The 21695-nt window shown below is 72.3% G+C and carries 15 protein-coding genes and 4 tRNA genes; 6 read left to right on the top strand and 13 right to left on the bottom strand.

What is annotated here, in order from left to right; genetic code table 11:
• Nucleotides 1-184 precede the first annotated feature (184 nt).
• Genes FRAEUI1C_RS11570 through pgsA form a run of 3 tightly spaced genes read right to left on the bottom strand, consistent with a single transcriptional unit; the run spans nt 185 to nt 3020 of the window.
• Nucleotides 185-1327: a glycosyltransferase family 4 protein gene (locus FRAEUI1C_RS11570; protein WP_013423480.1), complete on the bottom strand. Its 1143-nt coding sequence runs from the start codon at nt 1325-1327 to the stop codon at nt 185-187.
• Nucleotides 1324-2265 (bottom strand): phosphatidylinositol mannoside acyltransferase, encoded by a 942-nt coding sequence (locus FRAEUI1C_RS11565; protein ID WP_013423479.1) that lies wholly within the window; start codon nt 2263-2265, stop codon nt 1324-1326. The genes FRAEUI1C_RS11570 and FRAEUI1C_RS11565 overlap by 4 nt, the downstream gene beginning before the upstream one ends.
• Nucleotides 2266-2285: 20 nt before the next feature.
• The gene (pgsA, locus tag FRAEUI1C_RS11560) at nt 2286-3020 is read right to left on the bottom strand and encodes a phosphatidylinositol phosphate synthase (RefSeq protein ID WP_013423478.1); all 735 of its coding nucleotides are present in this window, start codon (nt 3018-3020) and stop codon (nt 2286-2288) included.
• 367 nt (nt 3021-3387) lie between these two features.
• On the opposite strand from pgsA, the gene FRAEUI1C_RS11555 reads away from it, so the two are divergent.
• A complete protein-coding gene (locus FRAEUI1C_RS11555; protein ID WP_013423477.1) occupies nt 3388-5502 on the top strand; it encodes an elongation factor G-like protein EF-G2 in 2115 nt (704 codons plus the stop codon).
• Nucleotides 5503-5546: 44 nt separating this feature from the next.
• Here FRAEUI1C_RS11555 and FRAEUI1C_RS11550 read toward each other — a convergent pair whose 3' ends face one another.
• Together FRAEUI1C_RS11550 and FRAEUI1C_RS11545 are read right to left on the bottom strand one after the other, a co-directional pair.
• A complete protein-coding gene (locus FRAEUI1C_RS11550; RefSeq protein WP_013423476.1) occupies nt 5547-6149 on the bottom strand; it encodes an HIT family protein in 603 nt (200 codons plus the stop codon).
• An 839-nt stretch (nt 6150-6988) separates the two neighbouring features.
• Nucleotides 6989-7060 (bottom strand) — tRNA-Val (locus FRAEUI1C_RS11545).
• Between the two features lie 529 nt (nt 7061-7589).
• On the opposite strand from FRAEUI1C_RS11545, the gene FRAEUI1C_RS11540 reads away from it, so the two are divergent.
• Entirely contained in the window at nt 7590-8021 is a 432-nt protein-coding gene (locus FRAEUI1C_RS11540) for an SsgA family sporulation/cell division regulator (RefSeq protein WP_007520135.1), read from the top strand.
• A 130-nt stretch (nt 8022-8151) separates the two neighbouring features.
• Here FRAEUI1C_RS11540 and FRAEUI1C_RS11535 read toward each other — a convergent pair whose 3' ends face one another.
• The 6 genes from FRAEUI1C_RS11535 to FRAEUI1C_RS11510 form a co-directional block, all read right to left on the bottom strand.
• Entirely contained in the window at nt 8152-8892 is a 741-nt protein-coding gene (locus FRAEUI1C_RS11535; RefSeq protein ID WP_041260647.1) for a GNAT family N-acetyltransferase, read from the bottom strand.
• A gap of 479 nt (nt 8893-9371) precedes the next feature.
• A tRNA-Val gene (locus tag FRAEUI1C_RS11530) sits at nt 9372-9443 on the bottom strand.
• Nucleotides 9444-9484: 41 nt separating this feature from the next.
• A tRNA-Cys gene (locus FRAEUI1C_RS11525) sits at nt 9485-9556 on the bottom strand.
• Between the two features lie 46 nt (nt 9557-9602).
• Nucleotides 9603-9675 (bottom strand) — tRNA-Gly (locus FRAEUI1C_RS11520).
• Between the two features lie 361 nt (nt 9676-10036).
• Nucleotides 10037-10936 (bottom strand): N-acetylmuramoyl-L-alanine amidase, encoded by a 900-nt coding sequence (locus tag FRAEUI1C_RS11515; RefSeq protein WP_013423474.1) that lies wholly within the window; start codon nt 10934-10936, stop codon nt 10037-10039.
• A 45-nt stretch (nt 10937-10981) separates the two neighbouring features.
• Complete coding sequence (locus FRAEUI1C_RS11510) at nt 10982-11791, bottom strand: DUF3097 domain-containing protein (protein WP_013423473.1); 810 nt, start codon at nt 11789-11791, stop codon at nt 10982-10984.
• 194 nt (nt 11792-11985) lie between these two features.
• Between FRAEUI1C_RS11510 and FRAEUI1C_RS11505 the strand changes: the two genes are divergently transcribed.
• Nucleotides 11986-12609: an isochorismatase family protein gene (locus tag FRAEUI1C_RS11505; RefSeq protein WP_013423472.1), complete on the top strand. Its 624-nt coding sequence runs from the start codon at nt 11986-11988 to the stop codon at nt 12607-12609.
• Nucleotides 12610-12888: 279 nt separating this feature from the next.
• Here the strand turns inward: FRAEUI1C_RS11505 and FRAEUI1C_RS11500 are convergent, their stop codons facing one another.
• On the bottom strand, nt 12889-13182 hold the full coding sequence (locus FRAEUI1C_RS11500; protein WP_013423471.1) for a DUF4193 domain-containing protein: 294 nt from the start codon (nt 13180-13182) through the stop codon (nt 12889-12891).
• 597 nt (nt 13183-13779) lie between these two features.
• Nucleotides 13780-14310 carry a DUF3145 domain-containing protein gene (locus tag FRAEUI1C_RS11495; RefSeq protein ID WP_049807159.1) on the bottom strand — a complete coding sequence of 177 codons (531 nt, stop codon included), beginning with the start codon at nt 14308-14310 and terminating at the stop codon, nt 13780-13782.
• Nucleotides 14311-14651: 341 nt separating this feature from the next.
• Here FRAEUI1C_RS11495 and glgX point away from each other — a divergent pair, with 341 nt between their 5' ends.
• From glgX to treZ, 3 genes are all read left to right on the top strand, one after another.
• Nucleotides 14652-16850: a glycogen debranching protein GlgX gene (gene glgX / locus FRAEUI1C_RS11490; protein ID WP_013423469.1), complete on the top strand. Its 2199-nt coding sequence runs from the start codon at nt 14652-14654 to the stop codon at nt 16848-16850.
• Nucleotides 16851-16884: 34 nt separating this feature from the next.
• Nucleotides 16885-19431 carry a malto-oligosyltrehalose synthase gene (treY, locus tag FRAEUI1C_RS11485; RefSeq protein WP_013423468.1) on the top strand — a complete coding sequence of 849 codons (2547 nt, stop codon included), beginning with the start codon at nt 16885-16887 and terminating at the stop codon, nt 19429-19431.
• Between the two features lie 178 nt (nt 19432-19609).
• Entirely contained in the window at nt 19610-21556 is a 1947-nt protein-coding gene (gene treZ / locus FRAEUI1C_RS11480; protein WP_013423467.1) for a malto-oligosyltrehalose trehalohydrolase, read from the top strand.
• Nucleotides 21557-21695 lie beyond the last annotated feature (139 nt).

Here is a 21695-nt window from a genome sequence, read left to right as displayed (position 1 = left end):
CGCCCTCGGAACGTCGCCGGCGGCCGGCCGGGACCGGGCGCGCGGCGCCCTTCGGCCGACCCGCCTGTCGGGCGCTGAGCGCCCTCCCAACGTCTCCCGCAGCGTGACCCAAACGCCTTCGGCCTGGGCGGATCGGGGTCGGCCTCCTGGTCGACTACCGCTCGCTGGACACCAGCTGGCCGCCTCAGGCGTCGGAGGCGGACGAGACGAGGGACACAGGGCCGGCGCCGTCACTGACCATCCGGTACAGGTCCACGATCGACTCGGCGATCACCGGCCAGTCGTAGCCGGCGACCACGGCCCGGCCGCGCGCCGCGAACGCCGCCCGGGCCGCGTCGTCGAGCAGCAGCTCGGCTAGGCCGTCGGCGAGCTGCGCCGGCTCGCCGACCCCGAACAGCCGGCCGGCCCGGCCGTCGTCGAGCACCCGGCGGAACGCGTCGAGGTCACTGGCCATCACCGGGGTACCGGAGGCCATCGCCTCCAGCAGCACGATGCCGAAGCTCTCCTGGCCGGTGTTCGGCGCGCAGTAGACGTCGCCGGAGGCGAAGACCCTGGCCTTGTCCTCGTTCGGCACCAGGCCGACCAGCTCCACCCGGTCGCGCAGCGCGGGGTCCAGCCGGGAGCGGACCGCCGCCACGTCGCCGGGGCCGGCCACCAGGAGCCGGACGTCGGGGACCCGGCGGGCCAGCTCCGGCAACGCCGCGAGCAGCACGTCCAGGCCCTTGCGGGGCTCGTCGATCCGGCCGAGGAAGCACACTGTGTGCCGGGGCGGCTCGTAGCCGGGCATAGGCCGGGCATCGGCGAACCCGGCGACGCGCACCCCGTTCGGGATCAGCACCGCCGACGTGCCCAGATGCTCGACGATCGTGCGCCGGGCGGCCTCGGAGACCGCGATCCGGGCCCGGAGCTTCTCCAGCGAGGGCTGCAGCGCGCCCTGGGCCGCCGTGAGGATCTTCGACCGGGGGTTGGCCGTGTGGAAGGTGGCGACGATCGGGCCGTCGGCGAGCATGCACGCGAGCAGCCCGACGCTCGGCGCGGTGGGCTCGTGCACGTGCAGCACGTCGAAGGCGTTCTCGCGCAGCCAGCGGCGCACCCGGGTCGCGGACACCGGGCCCATCAGCACCCGGGAGACCGAGCCGTTGTACGGCACCGGCAGCGCCCGGCCGGCGTCGACGGCGTAGCCGGGCAGCGTGTCGGAGTCGTCGGCCGGGGTGATGACCGAGACCTCGTGACCGGCCGCGATCAACGTCTCGGCCAGGTCGCGGACGTGGACCTGCACGCCGCCCGGGACGTCCCAGGTGTACGGGCAGGCGAGGCCGATCCTCACCGGGTCGGGTCCGCCTCGGCCAGATCCGTCCCGGTCGGGTCCGCCTGGGTCGGGTCCGCCTGGGCCGGGTCGGCGGCCGGGGCCGGCGGGTCGGGCCAGATGCGCTGCAGCATGTGCCAGTCGGCCGGGTGCGCCGCGATCGCGTCGGCGAACGCGTCGGCCATCTCCTGCGTCATCGTGGCGACGTCGGTGTGCTCGACCGGCGGGTAGATCCGGCCGTTCCAGCCCTTGCCGTCGAACCACAGGGCCGTCGGCACCAGCGCGGCTCCGGTCCGCAGCGCGAGCGCCGCCGGCCCGGCGGCCATCCTCGCCTGCCCACCGAAGAAGTCGACCGGCACGCCGCTGTCCGACAGGTCCCGGTCTGCCAGCAGGCACAGGCAGCCGCCGGCGAGCAGCCGCTCGGCGAGCAGCCCGGACGGCGGCTCGGCGCCGCCGGTCAGCGGGATGACCTCCATCCCGAGCGACTCACGGAAGGCCACGAACCGGTCGAACAGCGATTCGGGCTTCAGCCGCTCCGCGACGGTGGTGAACGGGATCCCGGTGGCGACCAGCCAGGCGCCGGCCAGCTCCCAGCTCCCCATGTGCGGCAGCGCGAGGATCAGGCCCTTGCCAGCGGCATAGGCGTCGCGCAGGTGGAACTCGTCCCCGAGGAAGAACTGGCCGCCGAGGTAGCGCTCCGCCGGCATGTCCTGGAGCCGGAAGACCTCCAGCCAGTAGCGGGCGTACGACCGCATCGCGGCACGGGTGAGCGCGTCGAGGTCGGTGCCCTCGGGCACCACCCTGGCCAGGTTCGCGCGCAGCCGCCGGACCCCCTTGCCCTCGCGGCGGGTGGCCCAGTCCGCGGCGGCGTCGAAGCCGCGGGCGGCCAGCCGCTCGGGCAGCACGCGCACGACCCGCCAGCCGAGGGCGTAGGCGAGATCGGTGGTCCTGTTGGACATGCGGCGCCCGGTCGGCGGGCTCAGCCGGCCGCGCCGGCGGTGGCCGCGCCGATCGTCCCGGCCATCGCGGCGGGGCCGTCGGCGCCGCCGCTGGGCGGCGCGGCGGCGACCGGTCCCGACGCCGCGGCGGCAGCCTCCGCGCCGGCGCCACCGGAGCTCTGGTCCTGCCGGTAGACGTGCCAGATCCGCTGGCCGACCGTGATCACGGTCAGCGCGGCCAGCAGCCACAGCGCGATCGGCAGCAGGTACGGCACGCCCAGGCCGTAGAGCCCGGCGGCGACCAGCAGGATCAGCAGCCGCTCGCCACGCTCGGCGATCCCGACGTTGCAGTCGAAGCCGAGGCTCTCGGCGCGCGCCTTGACGTACGAGGTGACAGCGCCGGCGATCAGGCTGATCAGCGTCGCGCCGGCCAGCGGCAGCGAATGCCCGTCCCCCGCGTACCAGAGGACCAGCGAGCCGAAGATCGCGCCGTCGCCCAGCCGGTCGGAGGTGGAGTCGAGGAAAGCGCCCCACTTCGAGGAGATGCCGCGCGCCCGCGCGATCACGCCGTCGATCAGGTCCGAGAAGACGAACACGGTGATCACGACGGTGCCGACGAAGAACTGGCCGCGGGTGAAGAACGCGAGCGCGCCACCGACCACGCCGACGGTGCCGATGATCGTCACCAGGTCCGGCGACAGCGACGTCCGCGCGGCCCAGCGGCTTACCGGCGCCAGCAGCCGGTTGATCTGCGGCCGCGCCTTGCTAGCGAGCATGTCCGTCCCGTCGTGTCCGGCGCGGGGTGTTCGCGCGGGTTCACCCTACCCAGCGGCCCCGGTCCGGCCGGCCGCCACACCCTGGCCCATCCGGCCGGTCGAAGGCCTGGATGGACGGCATGCCACACAGGGGGAAACCGCCGAGGTCTTGTGCGTTACATCACAGGGGCGCACGCTGGGCGGCGACGTCGCAACCGTCCGAGCGAGGGAGGGCCGCCCGACTTCCTGCGATCCGCCGGGAGCGGATCGCCAGGGGCGCACGCAACCGAACGCGCTGTTCCGGTGCGCCCGTCGCGGTCTCCGTCCCCTGACGCGCCAGTTCCGCTGCCGCGTCGGAGGCGTTCGGCACGACCGAACGGAGGCCGAGATGCCGTCTACCGCGGCTGAAGTCCGCAACGTCGTCCTCGTGGGTCATACCGGCGCGGGCAAGACCGCGCTGGCCGAGGACCTGCTGGCCGTGGCCGGTGCCGGTGGCGCCGGCGCGGCCCAGCAGGGCCGCCACGGGGACGGCGACCACCGTTCGTCCCGCGGGATCACGCTGACGCTGTCCGCGCTGCGCCACCGCGACATGACGATCAACCTGCTGGACACTCCGGGCTACCCGGACTTCGTCGGCGAGCTGCGCGCCGGCCTGCGGGCCGCCGACGCCGCCCTGTTCGTCGTCAGCGCGGTCGACGGGGTCGACGGGGCGACGAGGGCGCTCTGGGCCGAGTGCGCGGCGGTCGACATGCCCCGCGCGGTCGTCGTCACCCGCCTCGACCACCCACGGGCCGACTTCGCCGCCGCCGTCACCGCCTGCCAGGAGGCGTTCGGCGCCGGGGTGCTCCCCGTCTACCTGCCGGACGGCGCCGGCCAGGCCGGCGCCGGAGCCCGCCTGGTCGGGCTGCTGACCGGCCAGGTCGTCGAGTACGCCGGCAAGGACCGGCACGACCTGGCCGACCGCGTCGAGCTCGACGGCGCGGCCCAGGACGCCCGCGGCGCGCTCATCGAGGGCATCATCGCCGAGAGCGAGGACGAGACCCTGCTCGACCGCTACCTCGGCGGCGAGGAGCTCGACCCGCGGACGCTGCTCGACGACGCCGAGACCGCGATCGCCCGCGGCCATTTCCACCCGGTGCTGCCCTTCGCCAGGACCGCGAGCGGCGTCGGCATCCCGGTCGGCTCGGTCGAGCTGCTCGACCTGATGGTCGACGCGTTCCCCTCCCCCGCCGAGCACCCGCTGCCCCCGCTGACCCGGTGTGACGGCTCGGGCTGCCCTGGGATGACCGCGGACCCGGACGGCCCGCTGCTCGCCGAGGTGGTCCGTACGACGACCGACCCCTACGTCGGCCGGATGTCCCTGGTGCGGGTCTTCTCCGGCACGCTGCGCCCGGACGCGACCGTGCACGTCAGCGGCCACGGGCGGGCGGCGGCCGGCCACCCCGACCATGACGTCGACGAGAAGGTCGGCGCGCTGCAGGCGCCGGACGGCACGGCGCTGCACGCGGTCGACGCCTGCGCCGCGGGCGGGATCTGCGTGGTGACCAAGCTCGGCGCCGCAGAGACCGGCGACACCCTGTCGGACCGGGACGACCCCCGGCTGCTGGCCCCGTGGATGATGCCCGAGCCGCTGCTCCCGGTCGCGATCGCGGCCAGGACGAAGTCCGACGAGGACAAACTGCCGACTGCGCTGTCCCGGCTGGCCGCCGAGGACCCGACGGTGACGGTCCGCACCGACACCGAGACCGGGCAGTTGCTGCTGTGGTGCATGGGTGAGGCGCACGCCGACGTCCTGATCGAGCGGCTTGCGGGCCGGTACGGCGTCGACGTGGATCGCGCGGAGCCCCGGATCGCGCTGCGGGAGACGGTCCGCGGCCCTGCCCACGGTCTTGGCCGGCACGTCAAGCAGTCCGGCGGGCACGGCCAGTACGCGATCTGCCAGATCGAGGTGGAGCCGTTGCCGCCGGGCTCGGGCTTCGAGTTCGTCGACGAGGTGGTCGGCGGCGCGGTCCCGCGGGCGTTCATCCCGTCGGTCCAGAAGGGGCTCGTGGCCCAGCTGGCCAGGGGCGTCGCGACCGGGAACCCGATGGTGGACATCCGGGTGCGGCTGGTCGACGGGAAGGCGCACAGCGTCGACTCGTCCGACCTGGCCTTCCAGGTCGCCGGCGGCCTCGCGCTGCGCGACGCGGCGGCGAAGGCCGGCGTCGCCCTGCTCGAACCGCTGCTGGACGTGTCGGTGCTGGTGCCCGACGAGCACGTGGGCGCGGTGATGGGCGACCTGTCCGGCCGGCGCGGCCGGGTCATCGGCATGGAGCCACTGGGCGCCGGCGATGCGGGCCGCACGGTGGTCCGGGCGGAGGTCCCCGAACTGGAGATGCTCCGGTATGCCATCGAGCTGCGCGCGCTCACGCATGGCACGGGCACCTTCACCCGCCACCTCACCCGCTATGAGCCGATGCCCGAGCATCTCGCGGCGACCGTCATCAAGGACCGCTCCGGCTGAGGCGGCGCGCGGCCGGAACGGGCGCTTGGGCACCCGTTCCGGCCTCAGGCCTGGCTTGCCACCTTCTCCCAGGCCTCGGCGACGAGGGTGCGGGTCTCGGGGAGCAGCTCGGGCAGCACCCGGGTGCCGCCGACGACCGGCATGAAGTTCGTGTCGCCGCCCCAGCGCGGGACGACGTGCTGGTGCACATGTGCGGCGATCCCGGCGCCGGCGATGGTCCCGAGGTTCATCCCGGTGTTGAAGCCGTGAGCGCCGCTGGCCAGCCGCAGCGCTCGCAGTGCCTTCTGCATGAAGAAGGCCATCTCGACGGCCTCGTCCGGGGTGAGGTCGGCGTAGTCGGCGACGTGCCGGTACGGGACGACCATCAGGTGGCCGGAGTTGTACGGATAGAGGTTCAGCACGGCGTAGACCTCGGCGCCCCGGGCGACGACCAGGCCGTCCGCGTCGCTGAGGCCCGGGATCTCGCAGAACGGGCAGGCGCTGTCGTCGGTCCGGTTCTCGCCCTTGATGTAGGCCATCCGGTGCGGCGTGTAGAGCCGTTGGAACGCGTCCCGCATGCCGACGCCGGCCTGCTCGTCGAGGGGAACCTCCGCCGCCCCGGCGGCCGGGAGGCCCGGGTCTCCCGGGGGCGTGGTGGTACCGGTCACCGGCTGTCCAGCTCGCTGCGCAAGGACCTCTACCTCATGTCCGTTCCACGGCAATCCCGCCGACGGCTCACGCACCAGCCCGTCCGGCGCCGCGCCGACGGCGCCCCGGGGAACCGCGCCCCTGACCGTACCAGCACTCCCAGCCGCGAACGCGCCCCAATCCACGCCTGGTCAACGCCCTTGCCCGGCCCCCGGGCGACCGCCCTCGCCCCCCTGACGGCCCCGTCACCAGCCGCACCGGGTGACTCCGTCGCGCGCCACGCCGACACCCAGGGTGACCCGCCCGCCCCGTACTCCCCCGAACCCGGACTCCCCCCTCATCGATCAGTGGCCCGTCGTCCCCCCACCCACGAGACTCCAGACGACGCCCCACCCACCCGGCGCCCAAACCCAGCCGCCCAGGCACCGCCACCCCCAGGGAGCCCACCCGGAGAAACCAGCGAAGAGACCCGAAGGCGACCAACCCGGACGCCAAGGACGAAGCCCCAGGCGCCGAGGAACCCGCCAACGCCGACGACCCCCGAGCGTGACGTGAAGCCGAAGGCGGCCAAACCAGACGCCGAGGGCGAAGCCCAAGGCGCCACGGGGAGCCGCCAACGGCGGCGAACCCAACCAGTGAAGCGAAGCCGAAGGCGAACAAACAGGACGCCCGAGGCGCACGCTGGGGAAGCCGCCAGCGACGGTCGACCCCAGAGAGTGAAGTGAAGCCGAAGGCGAACAACCGGGGGTGTCGGGGGCGAAGCCCCTGACCCGGGGGGTTCCAGGGGGTCGTCCCCTGGGCAGACATCGCGGGCCCTGGTGAAGCCGCCAGAAGCGGCGAACACGATGATCCGACTCGGTGGGCGTACGTGGTTTCGAACCACGGGCCTCTGCCGTGTGAAGGCAGCGCTCTACCACTGAGCTATACGCCCGAGCCGCAGGCACTTCGACCGGCCGGCGGAGCCCTGGACAGGTCCCGCTGGGCGCGTGTCGATCGTGCTGCGGGGCTCAGCTTACACAACCTGACGGGAGGTGCGGACGGCGTGTCGGTGGCGTCTCGCTCGCGGACTGGCCGGTATCAGGGGCATGTCCGGCCGATGTCTCTGCGATGTCCGGCCGCTGGTGGTCCCATGGGCGTTGGACGGTTCTCGCCGGGGTTGAGGTCCGCTGCGCGGGGAACGATGTCTGCGCACGGCCACGGCAGTGAGGACCGTGTCTGGGGGGCTCCCGATGGACCAGGAACCGGTCCGTCGTCATCTCTCAAGACGCGGCCCGACACCGGGGCCACGCCGGTTCGGGGGCCTCACGAAGGTGGGCACCGCTCCCCGGCCGGGCAAGTCGCCCGAACGGCCGTAACGGATGTTGTCTTGGCATAATCTTGTTTCCTACGAGCCTCAGAGAGGGAACCATCTCGTTACACGGGTGCTCGCCCGCACCACCGCACCGCTGAGAGGCCGCCCGATGACTATTCGTCACGATTCGATCACCGCAGAACTCGCCCTCCGGCTCGTCGTGCCCGGAGGGGCCCCGGTCCCCGTCGCCGCGACGGTCCGGTACGAGCCCGATGACCCATACGCGGTCAGCATCGGGTTCCGCACCGGAGCGGACGAGGTCGTCGAGTGGACCTTCGCCCGCCAGCTCCTGAGTGACGGAGTGCGCCGCCCAGCCGGCGACGGCGACGTCCAGGTCTGGCCGGCCGCGCAGTCAGGCGGAAGGATCGTCTGCCTGTCGCTGTCCAGTCCGTCAGGGCACGCGCTGTTCGAAATGCCGCGCTCGGAGGTGCTCGCTTTCCTGCGGCGCACCTATGCGGCGGTTCCGCTCGGAAGCGAGAGCGACGTGATCGACCTCGACGCCGAGCTGGCCCTGCTCATCTGGGGCGGCCCCGACCGGTGATGCGCCCGGGTCGGGTGGAAGCCCGACCCGCGGAGAATCCGGTGCGGGCACCGTCCGGCGAACGACAAAATCGCCAGGCCCGCCCGGTGGGAAACCACCGGGCGGGCTTTTCTCATGTCGTGGGCCGCTTTCAGGCGGGCTCTCGGGTGGGGACGCCCGCCGCCCGCCGCCCGCGCAGCTCGGCGAGGGTCTGGCGTTGGCGGCCCGACTCGTCGAAGTTGTCGTCGGCCAACCAGGCCTCGAATCCCCGCCGGACGAGAGGCCATTCCCGGTCGGTGATCGAGAACCAGGTGGTGTCCCGGTTGCGTCCCTTCACGACCAGGGCGTTGCGCCAGGTGCCTTCCTCGACGAATCCCAGCCGCGTGGCCGCCGCCCGGGAGGGCTGGTTCAGGCTGTCGCACTTCCATTCGTACCGGCGGTAGCCCAGGTCGTCGAAGGCGTAGCGCATCAGCAGGTACTGCACCTCGGTGGCGGCGCGGGTCCGCTGCAGGGACGGCGCGTAGATGATCCAGCCGACCTCGATGGAACCGACACTCGGCTGGCTGCGCAACAGGGCGACCCGGCCCTGAAACGCGTCGCTGGCCCGGTCCACGATCGCGAAGGCGCAGGTGTCCGCCCGTTCGGTCATCGCGCTGATCGCCCGCCCCGCGGTCACGATGTCGCCCGGCGCGTCGTCCGCCTGGTAGGTCCACAGGTCAGGGTGCACACCCAGTCGGTCCACGACGTGTCGCGCGTGTTCGGCGGCGGACAGCGGGCACAGCCGCACCCACCGCCCGACGAGGTCGCGTGCCTGTGGCGCCTGGGCGCCGGACCATTCGACCGGCTCTCCCACGGGCTGCCCCAGATCATTCAGTCGAGCCACGCGTCCCATCATCGCCGACGCCACACGCCGACCTCATCACGCTCCCCCACCCCGGCAAATACCCCACCAGCCCCACTCCCCCGGAACGCGAGACCCACGAGAAACGCCCCACCACCAAACCCAGGAGACAAAGAAACCCACCACCCGACCCCACGAAGCAAAAGATCCCGCACCGAAACGACGTCAGAAGCCCGCGGCGGCGCCCGGCCAAAACATCCGCCAGCACCCCGCCCACGGAAAGAGCCGGCGCGGAACCACCAGCACCAGACAAAACGCCCAAGGCAAAAGCAGCCCGAGCCAGTCCCCACCCGGACCCGAAAGACCAGAAGGCCGACACAAAAAAAGGCCGCTCACGCGAAGCGTGGCGACCTGGGGTGTCGGGGGCGGAGCCCCTGACCCGGGGTTTCCAGGGATCGCCCCCTGGGCAGACATCGCGGCCGGAGCGAAGTCGCCCTAGAAGGGGCGACAAGCACAGAAATCCCGGCTCGTGGGCGATACTGGGATTGAACCAGTGACCTCTACCGTGTCAAGGTAGCGCTCTCCCACTGAGCTAATCGCCCTCAACTGTGCACCGTGGGAATGCTGCACGCGGGTAAGTGCGAGGCGGAGGCGGGAATCGAACCCGCGTACAGGGCTTTGCAGGCCCTTGCCTAAACCACTCGGCCACTCCGCCGGGGGGAGGCCGCGACTGGCTGGACCTCTTGACCTCGCTACTTCCGAGCGGACGACGGGATTCGAACCCGCGACCCTCACCTTGGCAAGGTGATGCTCTACCAACTGAGCCACGTCCGCATGTGTGCGCCCACTGTACAGGACTCGCGTCCTGCCTCCACGACCAGATGGTGCTCAGTCGTGTTTCGTGGCGCCTGTTGCTCTTCGCCTCGCGAAGCCTACCAGAAGAAATCCTGTCCGTTTGGCCCCGGTTTGCCGTACCCAGCTGACCTGAGTTCGTCCACTCGGAGCCCGTCTCCGCCGGAGTGTGGCTCCGTCGGCGACAAGGAGCACTCTAGCGGACGCTAAGCCCGACCGTCGAACAGCGCGCGAGCGTCGTCCAGATGTTGCGGGACAGTCAACACGATGGGTCGCTCGTGGGCCGCGACGTGGGCGCCAGCGGTCCGGCGCCAGCCCTGACCTGCGCCGACGCGGCTGGTGGTCAGCCGGGCGGAGCCCCGAGATAGCGCAGGATGCCGGCGACGATGCCCTCGGCCGCGCGCTGACGCCAGACGGGGTCGGACACCCGGGCGGCGTCGACGGCGTTGCGCATGTTGGCGCACTCGATGAAGACCTTCGGCACGGTCGACAGGTTCAGGCCGCCGAGATCAGCCCGGTCGACGATCCCCTGCTGGTTGGCGAGGTAGTTCGCCGGCTGTTCCCCGGTCGCCGCCTCGTAGGCGTCCCGCAGCCCGGTCGCGAGCCGCGCCGACGAGGCCAGGATGCCCTCGTTGACCCCGTCCGGCGCCCGGTCCGGCGCGATGACGTGGAACCCTGAGCCGTCGGGAGGCCCGCCGTCGGCATGGATGGAGACCGAGACGTCGGCGTGCGCGGCGGCACCCGCCCTGGCGCGGGCGTCGACGCAGGGCCCGACGCCGGTGTCGTCGTCGCGGGTGAGCACCACGGTCACTCCCCTGGCGCGCAGCAGCGCCGCCGCCCGGGTCGCGACGTCGAAGGTGAAGGCGTGCTCCGGGTAGCCGGCAGCGGTCTCGGCGCCGACGGTGTCGCACTCCTTCAGGAACCCGCCGGCGTCGACCTTGCGGTTGATCTGGCTTGGTGCCGCGCCGTTGCCACCGTCATGGCCCGGGTCGATGACGACCACCCGGCCGCTGGCGTCCACCGAGGGCAGGGGCACCGGCGGCGGCAGCGAGCCGACGGCCACACCGCCGGGCCGGGTGGGCGGGTCGGCGCTCGCCGTCATCCCTCCGCCGCCCTCGGCCCGGCCGACCAGCAGCCAGGCGACCGCGGCCGCGAGCAGCACGATGACGGCGATCGCGGCGAGCACCACCCGGGGCACCCCGCGAACCGCGGCCAGGCCCGGCCTGCGCCGGCCGGACGTCATCCGTCACTCCACGGTTCGTTCGCGGGCCCAGGCGGGCTCACCCGCTCATCCGGTAACAAAGTCGATGAGCTCCTCGACGGCTCGCAGGAGGCCTACCTCCAGGTCGCTGTAGCTGTCCACGCTGGCGAGGACCCGGCGCCACATCTCCGCCGGCTCCGGCACGCCGAGGGCGTGGCACACGCCTTCCTTCCACACCTGGCCCCGCGGCACCTCGGGCCAGGCGCGGATGCCGACCGCGGCCGGCTTCACCGCCTGCCAGATGTCGATGTACGGGTGGCCCGTGACCAGAACGTGCGGACCCGTGACGGACGCGGCGATCCGGCTCTCCTTGGAACCGGCGACCAGGTGGTCCACGAGCACCCCGAGCCGCCGGCCGGGGCCCGGCCGGAAGGTGGCGACGATGGCGGGCAGGTCGTCGACGCCGTGCAGCGGCTCGACGACGACCCCCTCGACCCGCAGGTCGTCACCCCACACCCGCTCGACGAGGGCCGCGTCGTGCAGCCCCTCGACGTAGATGCGGCTGGCCCGGGCGACCCGGGCCGGCGCGTTCGGCACCGCGACCGAGCCGGAGGCGGTCCGCGCCGGGCCGGCGGGCCCGCCCCGGCGCGCCCGGACCAGCGTCACCCGCCTGCCCTCGACCAGGAACGCGCCCTCCTCGAGCGGAAAGAGCCGGCGCACCCCGAACCGGTCCTCCAGCGTCACGCCGTCTGCGTCGAGGCCGACGACGGCGCCACAGAAACCGCTCACCGGGTCCTCGACGACAAGCTCCGACTCGATCTCGACGGTGGGGATCGGTGCTGGCGCCTTCTTCGCGGATGGCGCCAGCACATCCCGGCCATAGTCGCGGCTCCGCATACAGGACAGCCTAAGATTCCGTCATCGGCGCCCTGGACGCGGCCACGGGCGGGGCACGCCCACCGGAGGCCATCCTCGGGCGGATCGTGTCCGCGGCGGGCTGTCGGGCCTCGGGGCAGGCTGGCCGCGCCGAGGCCGGCGGTCCCCGCCGACAGGCAGGACCGTCCCATGATCCGGAAGCGAGGTCACGCCCGATGGTGACAGCCGAACCGGTGGACCAGCGGTACGGGCCAGGGGTCGCGCTGCTCGTGATCGACCTGCAGAACGACTTCGCGACGCCGGGCGGCAGCCTGTACGTCGGCGGCGGCGAGGAGATCGTCGACGCGGTGAACGCGCAGGTCACGGCCGCCGTCGCGGCCGGCTCGCCGGTGTTCTGGACGCAGGACTGGCATCCCGAGGTCACGCCGCATTTCGTCACGTCCGGCGGCGTCTGGCCACCGCACTGCGTCGCCGGTACGCCAGGGGCCGATTTCCACCCCGACGCCAGGGTGACCGGCGAGGTGATCCGCAAGGGTGTGGACGGGGCCGACGGATACTCGGGGTTCTCGACGCGGGACCCGGGGTCCGGCGCGCGCACGTCGACCGTTCTCGGTGACCGGCTGGCGGCGGCGGGGGTCCACGCGGTGGTCGTGATCGGCCTCGCGGGTGACTACTGCGTCAAGGAGACCGCGCTGGACGGCCGGCGCCTGGGACTCGACGTCGTCGTCCCGCTGGGCCTCACCCGGTTCGTCAACCTCCAGCCCGGTGACGACGCCGCCGCGGTCGCCGAGCTGCGCGCCGCCGGCGTCCGGGTCGAGCCCGTGGCCGCCGACGCCTGACGCCGGACGCCGGACACGAAAAAAGCCCACCTGTCTCGCCGCCCGCGGGCGGCGATGACGGTGGGCCATCGGGGGGTTCACGGCAACGCCGCCGCGGACCCGGGATCGGCTGCTCCCCGTCACCCTCGACACCGTGTCCGCCACCCGGCAGGCACGGTCAAGAGGGTCGACAGGGACGCAACCGCCAGGGATCCCCGCCGACCTGCCTGCCCGCCCCGTCGTTGGGCCGGACCAGGCTGGCCGGACGCAGTCCGGCCGATCGGTCGTGAAACAGGTTGATCAGGCGGCGCAGTCGCGGCAGATCATCCGACGCTCATCGACCAGCTGGCTACGGTGGTGGACCAGGTAGCAGCTGGTGCAGGTGAACTCGTCGGCCTGACGCGGCAGCACGCGCAGGTTCAGTTCCTCGCCGGACAGGTCAGCTCCGGGCAGGTCGAGCTCGGTCTCGAACGGGTCGACTTCATCACCGAGGTCGGCCGCCGCATCCGCCCGCCGCGCCTTAAGGGCCTCCAGGCTCTGCTCAGGAGCGTCCTCGAGATCTGCGGTACGGGGGGTGTCGTAGTCGGTGGCCACTTCTTTTCTCCCAGATTTGGTCGGGGTTCCCGCGGAATCGGCGAAGCCGATTTCGTAGGTCGCGCTCCTCGTGCCCAACCCTCAACGCACGACTGCCGGCCTATGTGCCCACCTCAGCCCCGGTACTCCCCTGTGGCGTTCGCCACACGAACGGATCGAGTGGCTGCGTAGTGTGTCCAGCTCGCCCCGACAAAAGGGGCAGATGGCTCGGGAGTGCCAGGGCGGCATGGGCGGGACAGGCTGTCCCAGTGCCGTTCTGCCCAAGTCCTCCCTTCAGATACCCATCGGGCGAGACGGCCGCCGGTCCGCGTGCGCCGGCTCGCGGGGCGCCGCCGGGTCCGGACCAGGCCACCGGCGGTGATCGCCACGCGTACGAGCACACAAGACAAAGCAGGACGGAGATCTGCGCATTCCGCACACCATCGGCGATCACGTACGCGCGCGGGTCACCACCGGGATGATGATCGCTCACTGTGTGCGGTTTTCGACGGTCAGCGCGGCACCGCGCGCCGTCACGCAAGATCCGGGGGAGAGTACTACGCCCGCGAGCCAGCACGGCGACGCGCGCCGACAAGCCACGCCGAGATCACACGACGATCAACCAGTACGACGCAGCCAGGTGACAGGGGCGCCGTGGGAGCCCCGGCGCAGCGGTTCGAGCGCGTCGTCCCAGTCCGTGCCGAGCAGTCGGTGCAGGCCGCGGGCGAGCGTGTCCCGGCCCTCGCCGCGCTCCAGCAGGGCCCGCAACGCGGCCTCACCGATGACGACGTCACCGTTGGCCGCGATGCCGGCCCGGTGCAGGCCGAGTTCGGGCGTGTACGAGTAGCGCTCGGCGTCGCAGCCGGGCGAGGGGCCCTCGACCACCTCGAAGGTGACGTGGCCCAGCCGGCGCAGCCGGGTCGCCAGCCGTCCAGCCGTCGCGGGAGCGCCGCGCCACTCCAACCCGGCGTACAGCGAGCCAGGCCGGGCCGGCTGCTGCGTCCAGGTCAGTGACACCGTCGCCGAGAGCGCGCCGGAGACGGCGAACTCCAGGTGCGGGCACAGCGCGGGCGGGCACGCGAGCACCGACAACATGCCCGGCACCAGGTTCGACGCCGAGCCGGATGACAGCCCATGGGCTGACGACATGACCACGGGGAACCCTCCGTCGACGAGAACGCCTTCCCCTTGCGGCTCGCCGTCGTCGGATCTATGCCGGGTACACCTGGATCGTGCCATGCCCGGGCCGGCGGGACCACCCCCAGGCACCACCCAAACGAGCTATCTCAGCGCTAAACGACGCCGCCGTCCAGCACAGATGTCGCTGAGGTCACTTGACGATGGCCGCGCTGTGTCTCCCCGAAGCCGCCTGTCGTCCCGGCTGAGCGGGTGAGGCCGCCGCGGGTCCGGGCCCGCGCGGGCCAGATCCGCCGGGGCGCGCCGCCGAGTCGGCAGCGACTGGAAACAGCGGTTCCGTAGGCTTCGCTGCTATGGCACAGGTCTGGCCCGGCCACCCCTATCCCCTCGGCGCCACCTATGACGGGTCCGGCACCAATTTCGCGATCTTCTCGGAGGTGGCCGACAGGATCGAGCTGTGCCTGTTCGACGCCAACCCCCAGGCGAGCGACGGTGACCCGGTCGACGTCGAGCGGCGGATCGAGCTGCACGAGAAGGACGCCTTCGTCTGGCACTGCTACCTGCCCGGGGTCGGTCCCGGCCAGCGTTACGGCTACCGGGTCCATGGCCCCCACGACCCGGGCCGCGGGCTGCGCTGCAACCCGCACAAGCTGCTGCTCGACCCGTACGCCAAGGCGGTCGACGGTGAGATCGACTGGGACCAGGCCTGTTTCGGCTACACCTTCGGCGAGCCCGACAGCCTGAACACCATCGACTCGGCACCGCACATGATGAAGTCCGTGGTGATCAGCCCGTTCTTCGACTGGAACGGCGACCGGCCACCGCGCACCCCGTACGACGAGACCGTGATCTACGAGGCGCACGTCCGTGGCCTGACGATGCGCCACCCCGGCCTGCCCGCCGAGTACCGCGGCACCTACGCCGGCATCGCGCACCCGGTCATGATCGACCACTACCAGAAGCTGGGCATCACGGCCGTCGAGCTGATGCCCGTCCACCAGTTCGTGCACGACGAGCACCTGGTCCGCCGTGGGCTGCGCAACTACTGGGGCTACAACTCGATCGCGTTCCTCGCTCCGCACAACGCCTACTCCTCGGCCGGCGGCCTCGGCACCCAGGTGCAGGAGTTCAAGGGCATGGTGAAGGACCTGCACAACGCCGGGATCGAGGTGATCCTGGACGTCGTCTACAACCACACCGCCGAGGGCAACCACATGGGCCCGATGCTGTGCTTCCGCGGTATCGACAACGCGGCCTACTACCGGTTGGTGGAAGACGACAACCAGTACTACATGGACTACACCGGCACCGGGAACACGTTGCACGTCCGCCACCCGCACGTGCTGCAGCTGATCATGGACTCGCTGCGCTACTGGGTGCTCGAGATGCACGTCGACGGCTTCCGGTTCGACCTCGCCGCCACGCTCGCCCGTGAGTTCTACGACGTCGACCGGCTGTCGAGCTTCTTCGACCTCGTCCAGCAGGACCCGGTCGTCTCCCAGGTCAAGCTCATCGCCGAGCCCTGGGACGTCGGCGAGGGCGGCTACCAGGTCGGCAACTTCCCGCCGCTGTGGACCGAGTGGAACGGCAAGTACCGCGACACCGTCCGGGACTTCTGGCGCGGCCAGGACCACGGGATCGCCGAGTTCGCCTCCCGCCTGACCGGCTCCAGCGACCTCTACCAGTTCACCGGCCGCCGGCCGTCCGCCTCGATCAACTTCGTCACCGCGCATGACGGCTTCACGCTGGCCGACCTGGTTTCATACAACGGCAAGCACAACGACGCGAACGGGGAGGAGAACCGGGACGGCTCGGACGACAACCGCTCGTGGAACTGCGGCGTCGAGGGGCCCACGGACGATCCCGAGGTACGCGCCCTGCGCGCCGCCCAGACCCGTAACCTGCTCACGACGCTGTTCCTGTCCCAGGGGGTGCCCATGCTCGTCGCCGGTGACGAGATGGCGCGCACCCAGGACGGCAACAACAACGCGTACTGCCAGGACAACGAGACGTCGTGGTTGGACTGGTCAGACCTTTCCGAGCACGCGGACCTGGTGCGCTTCACCGCGGAGGTCTCCCGGCTGCGCCGCGAGCACCCGGTGTTCCGCCGCCGTCGTTTCTTCCACGGCGCGCCCATTCGCGGTACCGGCGACGTCGGTGACGACCGGGCGCTCAAGGACATCGTCTGGCTGCGCCCGGACGGCTCGGAGATGACCGACCAGGACTGGGAGTCCGGGACGGCGCGGATGCTCGGGGTGTTCCTCAACGGCGACGGCATCCCCGACCCGGACGCGCGCGGCGAGCCGGTCGTCGACGACTCGTTCCTGATGTTCTTCAACGCGCACAGCGAGACCGTGGTCTTCCAGGTACCGCCGGCCGAGTTCGGCGACAGCTGGGAGACCGTCGTCGACTCGCGTGGGTCCGCGACGCCCCAGGACGGCGACGCCTTCGGGCAGACGACGGCCGCGCAGGCGACGGCCGGGCAGCTCAAGGCCGGTGCCCCGGTCCAGCTCGACGCCCGCTCGACGGTTGTGCTGCGCCGTGCTTCGTGAGCCCGCCCACCGATCCGCCGAGTAGGACATGCCGATGAACGACGGCCCGATCCAGGACGAGCGCACCCGGGTCGTGCCGACCTCGGCCTACCGGCTGCAGCTGCACCTCGAGTTCAACTTCACCGACGCCGCGGTGATCGTCCCCTATCTCGCGGCGCTCGGCGTCTCCCACCTGTACCTGTCGCCGGTGCTGGAGGCCGCGCCCGGCTCGACCCACGGCTACGACGTCGTCGAGCACGGCCGGATCAGCCCCGAGCTGGGCGGCGCCGGCGGGCTGCGCCGGCTGACCGCCGCCTGCCGACGGGCCGGCCTCGGGCTGATCGTCGACGTGGTGCCCAACCACATGGCGATCCCGACGCCGCAGACCGCCAACCCGGTGTGGTGGTCGGTGCTGCGCGAGGGCCCGGACTCGCCGTACTCCCACTGGTTCGACATCGACTGGGCCGCCCCGGACAACCCGGGCAAGGTCCTGATGCCGCTGCTCGGCAGCCCGCTGCACGACTGCTTGGAGGCTGACGAGATCCAGCTGGTCAAGTCGGCGGACGCCGACGGCGCCGACCCGCTGGGCGCGTTCGACAACCCCGCTTCCGACCCGCTGGGCGGCGCGGGTGAGGCCGACGACTGGGTGATCACGTACTACGACCACGTGCTCCCGGTGGCCCCCGGGACCGCCGACCCGGACGACCTCGCCGGCACCCTGGACGCCCAGTACTACCGGCTGTGCTGGTGGCGCACCGCCGGCACCGAGCTGAACTACCGCCGGTTCTTCGACATCACCACGCTGCCGGCGCTGCGGCAGGAGGACTCGGACGTCTTCGCCGCGACCCACCGGCTGCTCATCGACCTGGTCCGCGGCGGCACCGTCGAGGGCCTGCGCATCGACCACCCGGACGGCCTGGCCGACCCGGAGGAGTACCTGCGCCGCCTCTCGGACGCCACCGGCGGCGTGTGGACGGTGGTCGAGAAGGTGCTGGAGGGCGACGAGGCGCTGCCCGAGGCGTGGGCCTGTGACGGCACCACCGGCTACGAGTCGCTGAACCGGGTCACCCGGCTGTTCCTCGACCCGGTCGCGGCCCGCCCGCTGGCCGCGCTCTACGCCGAGGTCTCCGGCGAGGCCCCCGACTGGGCACACACCGCCCACCTGGCCAAGCTGGACGTCCTGGACAACGTGCTGCGCCCCGAGCTGGACCGGCTCACCACGCTGGCCCTGACCGAGGCGCGCCGGGAGCGGGCCGACCTGACCAGGACCGGCCTGCGCGAGGCGCTGCGCGAGGTGCTCGCCGGCTTCGGCGTCTACCGCGCCTACGTCCGCCCGGACGGCACCCCGTCGCTGGAGGCCCGCTCACACGTCGTGCGTGCCTGCGAGGTCGCCCGCCGCCGGCTGCCCCGGCGCTCCACCGAGATCGACCTGATCGAGGACCTGGCGCTGGGCGGCCCGGCGGAGTTCGTCACCCGCTTCCAGCAGACCACCGGCCCGGTGATGGCCAAGGGCGTGGAGGACACCGCGTTCTACCGGTTCGGCCAGTTGCTGGCGCTCAACGAGGTCGGCGGCGACCCGGGCGCCTACCCGGCCTTCCCGCCCGGCCACCCGCGCAGCGCCGTGCACGAGTTCCACGAGGCCAACGTGACGACGGCCCGCACCTGGCCGTTGACGATGACCACGCTGTCCACCCACGACACCAAGCGCTCGGAGGACGTCCGGGCCCGCCTCGCGGTGCTCTCCGAGGACCCGCGCGGCTGGGCCGACGTGGTCCGCCAGCTCGGCCGGCTCGGCTACCGGCACACCGACGCCGAGCGGGGCTGGCCCGACCCGGTCACCGTCTACCACCTGGTCCAGACCCTCGCCGGCGCCTGGCCGATCTCGGCCGACCGGGCCCGCCAGTACATGCTCAAGGCGGTCCGCGAGGCGAAGATCCACACATCCTGGACGGACCAGGACTCCGCCTACGAGAACGCGCTCACGACCTACATCGACGCGGCCCTTGAGGATCCCGACTTCGTCGGCGCCCTGGAGAACTACGTCTCCACGATCGTCGAGCTCGGCCGGCAGAACTCACTCGCCGCCCGGCTGGTGCAGCTCACCGCGCCCGGCATCCCCGACGTCTACCAGGGCCAGGAGCTCTGGGACCACTCGCTGACCGACCCGGACAACCGGCGGCCGGTGAACTTCGGCGAGCGCACCAAGCTGCTCGGCGAGCTCGGCACCGACCCGATCCCGCGCCGCCCGCCGGCACTGGACGACACGGGCGCGGCGAAGCTGCTGGTCGTGTCCCGGGCGCTGCGGGTCCGCCGGGAGCACCCGGAGTGGTTCGGCCCCGGCGCCTCCTACCGGCCGCTGTGGGCCTCCGGCTCGGCCGCCGAGCACCTGGTCGCGTTCACCCGGGCCGAGTCGGTGGTGACGGTCGTGCCGCGCCTCGTCCTCGGCCTGCGCCGCGGCGGCGGCTGGCGCGACACCACCCTGACGCTCCCCGACGGGCGGTGGCTGGACGTCCTGACCGGCCGCCGCCACGACGGCGGCACGGCCTACGTCCTGCGGCTGCTGCGGGACTTTCCTGTCACGATGCTGATCAGGGTGCCCTGACACTGGTTCGCGGCGTCCGGGCGTGAGCCTTCGGCCCCGATCCTCGCTTGAGGATCACATTGGTTCGCCCTGGGGCACAGGTCTGATCTAGGTCGCTTCGCGGCGCTCGCGCTGGCTGTGGGGCGCGTCGGGCGACCCGGCGTGAGTAGGTGGGGGGTTTGACGGTAAGACAGGGGCGATGAGCATCTTCCGGGTGTGGGCGCCCCTTGCCAAGTCGGTTGCTGTGGTCACCCGCGATCCGGACGATCCAGAGGGCCAGGACGAGGTGTTGGACCTGGTCGGTGCGCCGGATGGGTGGTGGTCGGGCGACGTGGCGGCGGCCGGACATGGGACGGACTACGCGTTCCGGTTGGACGGTACCGACGAGGAGCTGCCCGACCCGCGGTCGCCCTGGCAGCCGTACGGGGTGCACGGCCGGTCCCGGGTCGTCGAGCACGTCCGGTTCGCCTGGACGGATCACGGCTGGCGCGGGGTGCCGCTGGCCGGCGGGGTGCTCTACGAGCTGCACGTCGGCACGTTCACCCCGGAGGGGACGTTCGACGCCGCGATCGACCGGCTTGACCACCTCGTCCGGCTCGGGGTCGACGCCGTCGAACTGCTGCCCGTGAACGCCTTCCCTGGCCGGCATGGCTGGGGCTACGACGGGGTCGGCCTGTACGCGACGCATGACCCGTACGGCGGCCCGGAGGGGCTGAAGCGATTCGTCGACGCCGCCCACGCGCACGGGATCGGCGTCGTCCTGGACGTCGTCTACAACCACCTCGGCCCGGACGGGAACTATCTGGGCCGGTTCGGTCCCTACTTCACCGACCGGTACACCACGCCGTGGGGATCGGCGGTGAACCTCGACGACTCCGGCTCCGACGAGGTCCGGGCGTTCATCGTCGAGAACGCCCTGATGTGGCTACGCGACTACCACTGCGACGGCCTGCGCGTCGACGCGGTGCACGCGCTGCGCGACAGCCGGGCGACGCACGTCCTGGAGGAGCTGACCACCGGGGTCCACCGGCTGGGGGCCCATCAGCGCCGGCCGCTGTTCCTGGTCGCGGAGTCCGACCTGAACGACCCTAGGATGATCAGCCCGGCGCAGGCGGGCGGGCTCGGGATGGACGGCCAGTGGGCCGACGACGTCCACCACGCCCTGTGGGCGGCGCTGTCCGGCGAGCGGCAGGGCTACTACGTCGACTTCGGGTCACTCGCGACGCTGGCGAAGGCGTTCACCAGCGGGTTCGTGCACGACGGCACGTACTCGACCTTCCGGGGACACAGCCACGGGCGGCCGATGCCCGCGTCGGTCCCGGCGTCCCGGCTGGTGACCTTCCTGCAGGACCACGACCAGGTCGGCAACCGCGCGACCGGCGACCGGGCCGCGGCGACGCTGTCCGACGGGCTGCTGCGGATCGGCGCGGCGCTGCTGCTGACGGGGCCGTTCACCCCGATGCTCTTCATGGGCGAGGAGTGGGGCGCGACGACCCCGTGGGCGTACTTCACCGACCATGTGACCGACTGGCTTGCCGACGCGGTGCGCACCGGCCGGCGGGCCGAGTTCGCCGCCCACGGCTGGGGACCCGAGGAGGTGCCCGACCCGCAGGCCGAGGAGACGTTCACCCGTTCGCGGCTGGACTGGTCGCAGCCGTCGGCCGAGCCGCATCACGGCCTGCTCGGCTGGTACCAGCGGCTGATCGCGCTGCGGCACACGATGGCGGAGCTGACCGACCCGGACTGGTCCTCGGTGCGGTGCGCCTACGACGAGGACGCCCGGTGGTTCGTGCTGTACCGGGGCGGACCGGCCGACGCGGTCGCCGTGGTGTGCAACCTGGGCCCGGACCGGCAGTCGATCCCGGTCGGCTGGCCCGGCGACGGCGGACCTGACTACGTGCGCAAAACCGGCCCTGACCATGTGGGCAAAACCGGCCCTGACCATGTGGGCAAACCCGGCCCTGACCATGTGGGCAAAACCGGCCCTGACCACTCGGGCACGGGCGGCCCGGGTCAGCGGGGGCGGCCGGCCGGGGCCGTGCTGGAGCCGCTGGCGGTCTCGCGGCCCGGGTTCGACGCCTGGCCGGGCAGCGTCGAGGCGGACGGCGAGTCCGTGGTGATCGGCCGCCTACGCCCGCGGGAGTAGGCGGCCCGAAGCCCGGCCCGCGCTCCGACCGAGGGGCTACCGGTGCCGTTCGTGCTCGGCGCGGTTGAGGACGTAGTACAGCAGCCCGAGCAGGCCCAGCGCCAGGAACAGGACGACCACAAGCAGGATCACGTACGTT

Source organism: Pseudofrankia inefficax (assembly GCF_000166135.1).
GTDB lineage: Bacteria > Actinomycetota > Actinomycetes > Frankiales > Frankiaceae > Pseudofrankia > Pseudofrankia inefficax.
This window is presented reverse-complemented; position numbering and strand designations above follow the sequence as displayed.

Excerpts from the sequence above, each read along its gene's own strand:
- FRAEUI1C_RS11565 (WP_013423479.1), bottom strand. The coding sequence starts at position 2,265 with ATGTCCAACAGGACCACCGATCTCGCCTACGCCCTCGGCTGGCGGGTC.
- pgsA (WP_013423478.1), bottom strand. The coding sequence starts at position 3,020 with ATGCTCGCTAGCAAGGCGCGGCCGCAGATCAACCGGCTGCTGGCGCCG.
- FRAEUI1C_RS11510 (WP_013423473.1), bottom strand. The coding sequence starts at position 11,791 with ATGCGGAGCCGCGACTATGGCCGGGATGTGCTGGCGCCATCCGCGAAG.
- FRAEUI1C_RS11505 (WP_013423472.1), top strand. The coding sequence starts at position 11,986 with ATGGTGACAGCCGAACCGGTGGACCAGCGGTACGGGCCAGGGGTCGCG.
- FRAEUI1C_RS11535 (WP_041260647.1), bottom strand. The coding sequence starts at position 8,892 with ATGGGACGCGTGGCTCGACTGAATGATCTGGGGCAGCCCGTGGGAGAG.
- FRAEUI1C_RS11540 (WP_007520135.1), top strand. The coding sequence starts at position 7,590 with ATGACTATTCGTCACGATTCGATCACCGCAGAACTCGCCCTCCGGCTC.
- FRAEUI1C_RS11495 (WP_049807159.1), bottom strand. The coding sequence starts at position 14,310 with ATGTCGTCAGCCCATGGGCTGTCATCCGGCTCGGCGTCGAACCTGGTG.
- treZ (WP_013423467.1), top strand. The coding sequence starts at position 19,610 with ATGAGCATCTTCCGGGTGTGGGCGCCCCTTGCCAAGTCGGTTGCTGTG.
- FRAEUI1C_RS11515 (WP_013423474.1), bottom strand. The coding sequence starts at position 10,936 with ATGACGTCCGGCCGGCGCAGGCCGGGCCTGGCCGCGGTTCGCGGGGTG.
- treY (WP_013423468.1), top strand. The coding sequence starts at position 16,885 with ATGAACGACGGCCCGATCCAGGACGAGCGCACCCGGGTCGTGCCGACC.
- glgX (WP_013423469.1), top strand. The coding sequence starts at position 14,652 with ATGGCACAGGTCTGGCCCGGCCACCCCTATCCCCTCGGCGCCACCTAT.
- FRAEUI1C_RS11555 (WP_013423477.1), top strand. The coding sequence starts at position 3,388 with ATGCCGTCTACCGCGGCTGAAGTCCGCAACGTCGTCCTCGTGGGTCAT.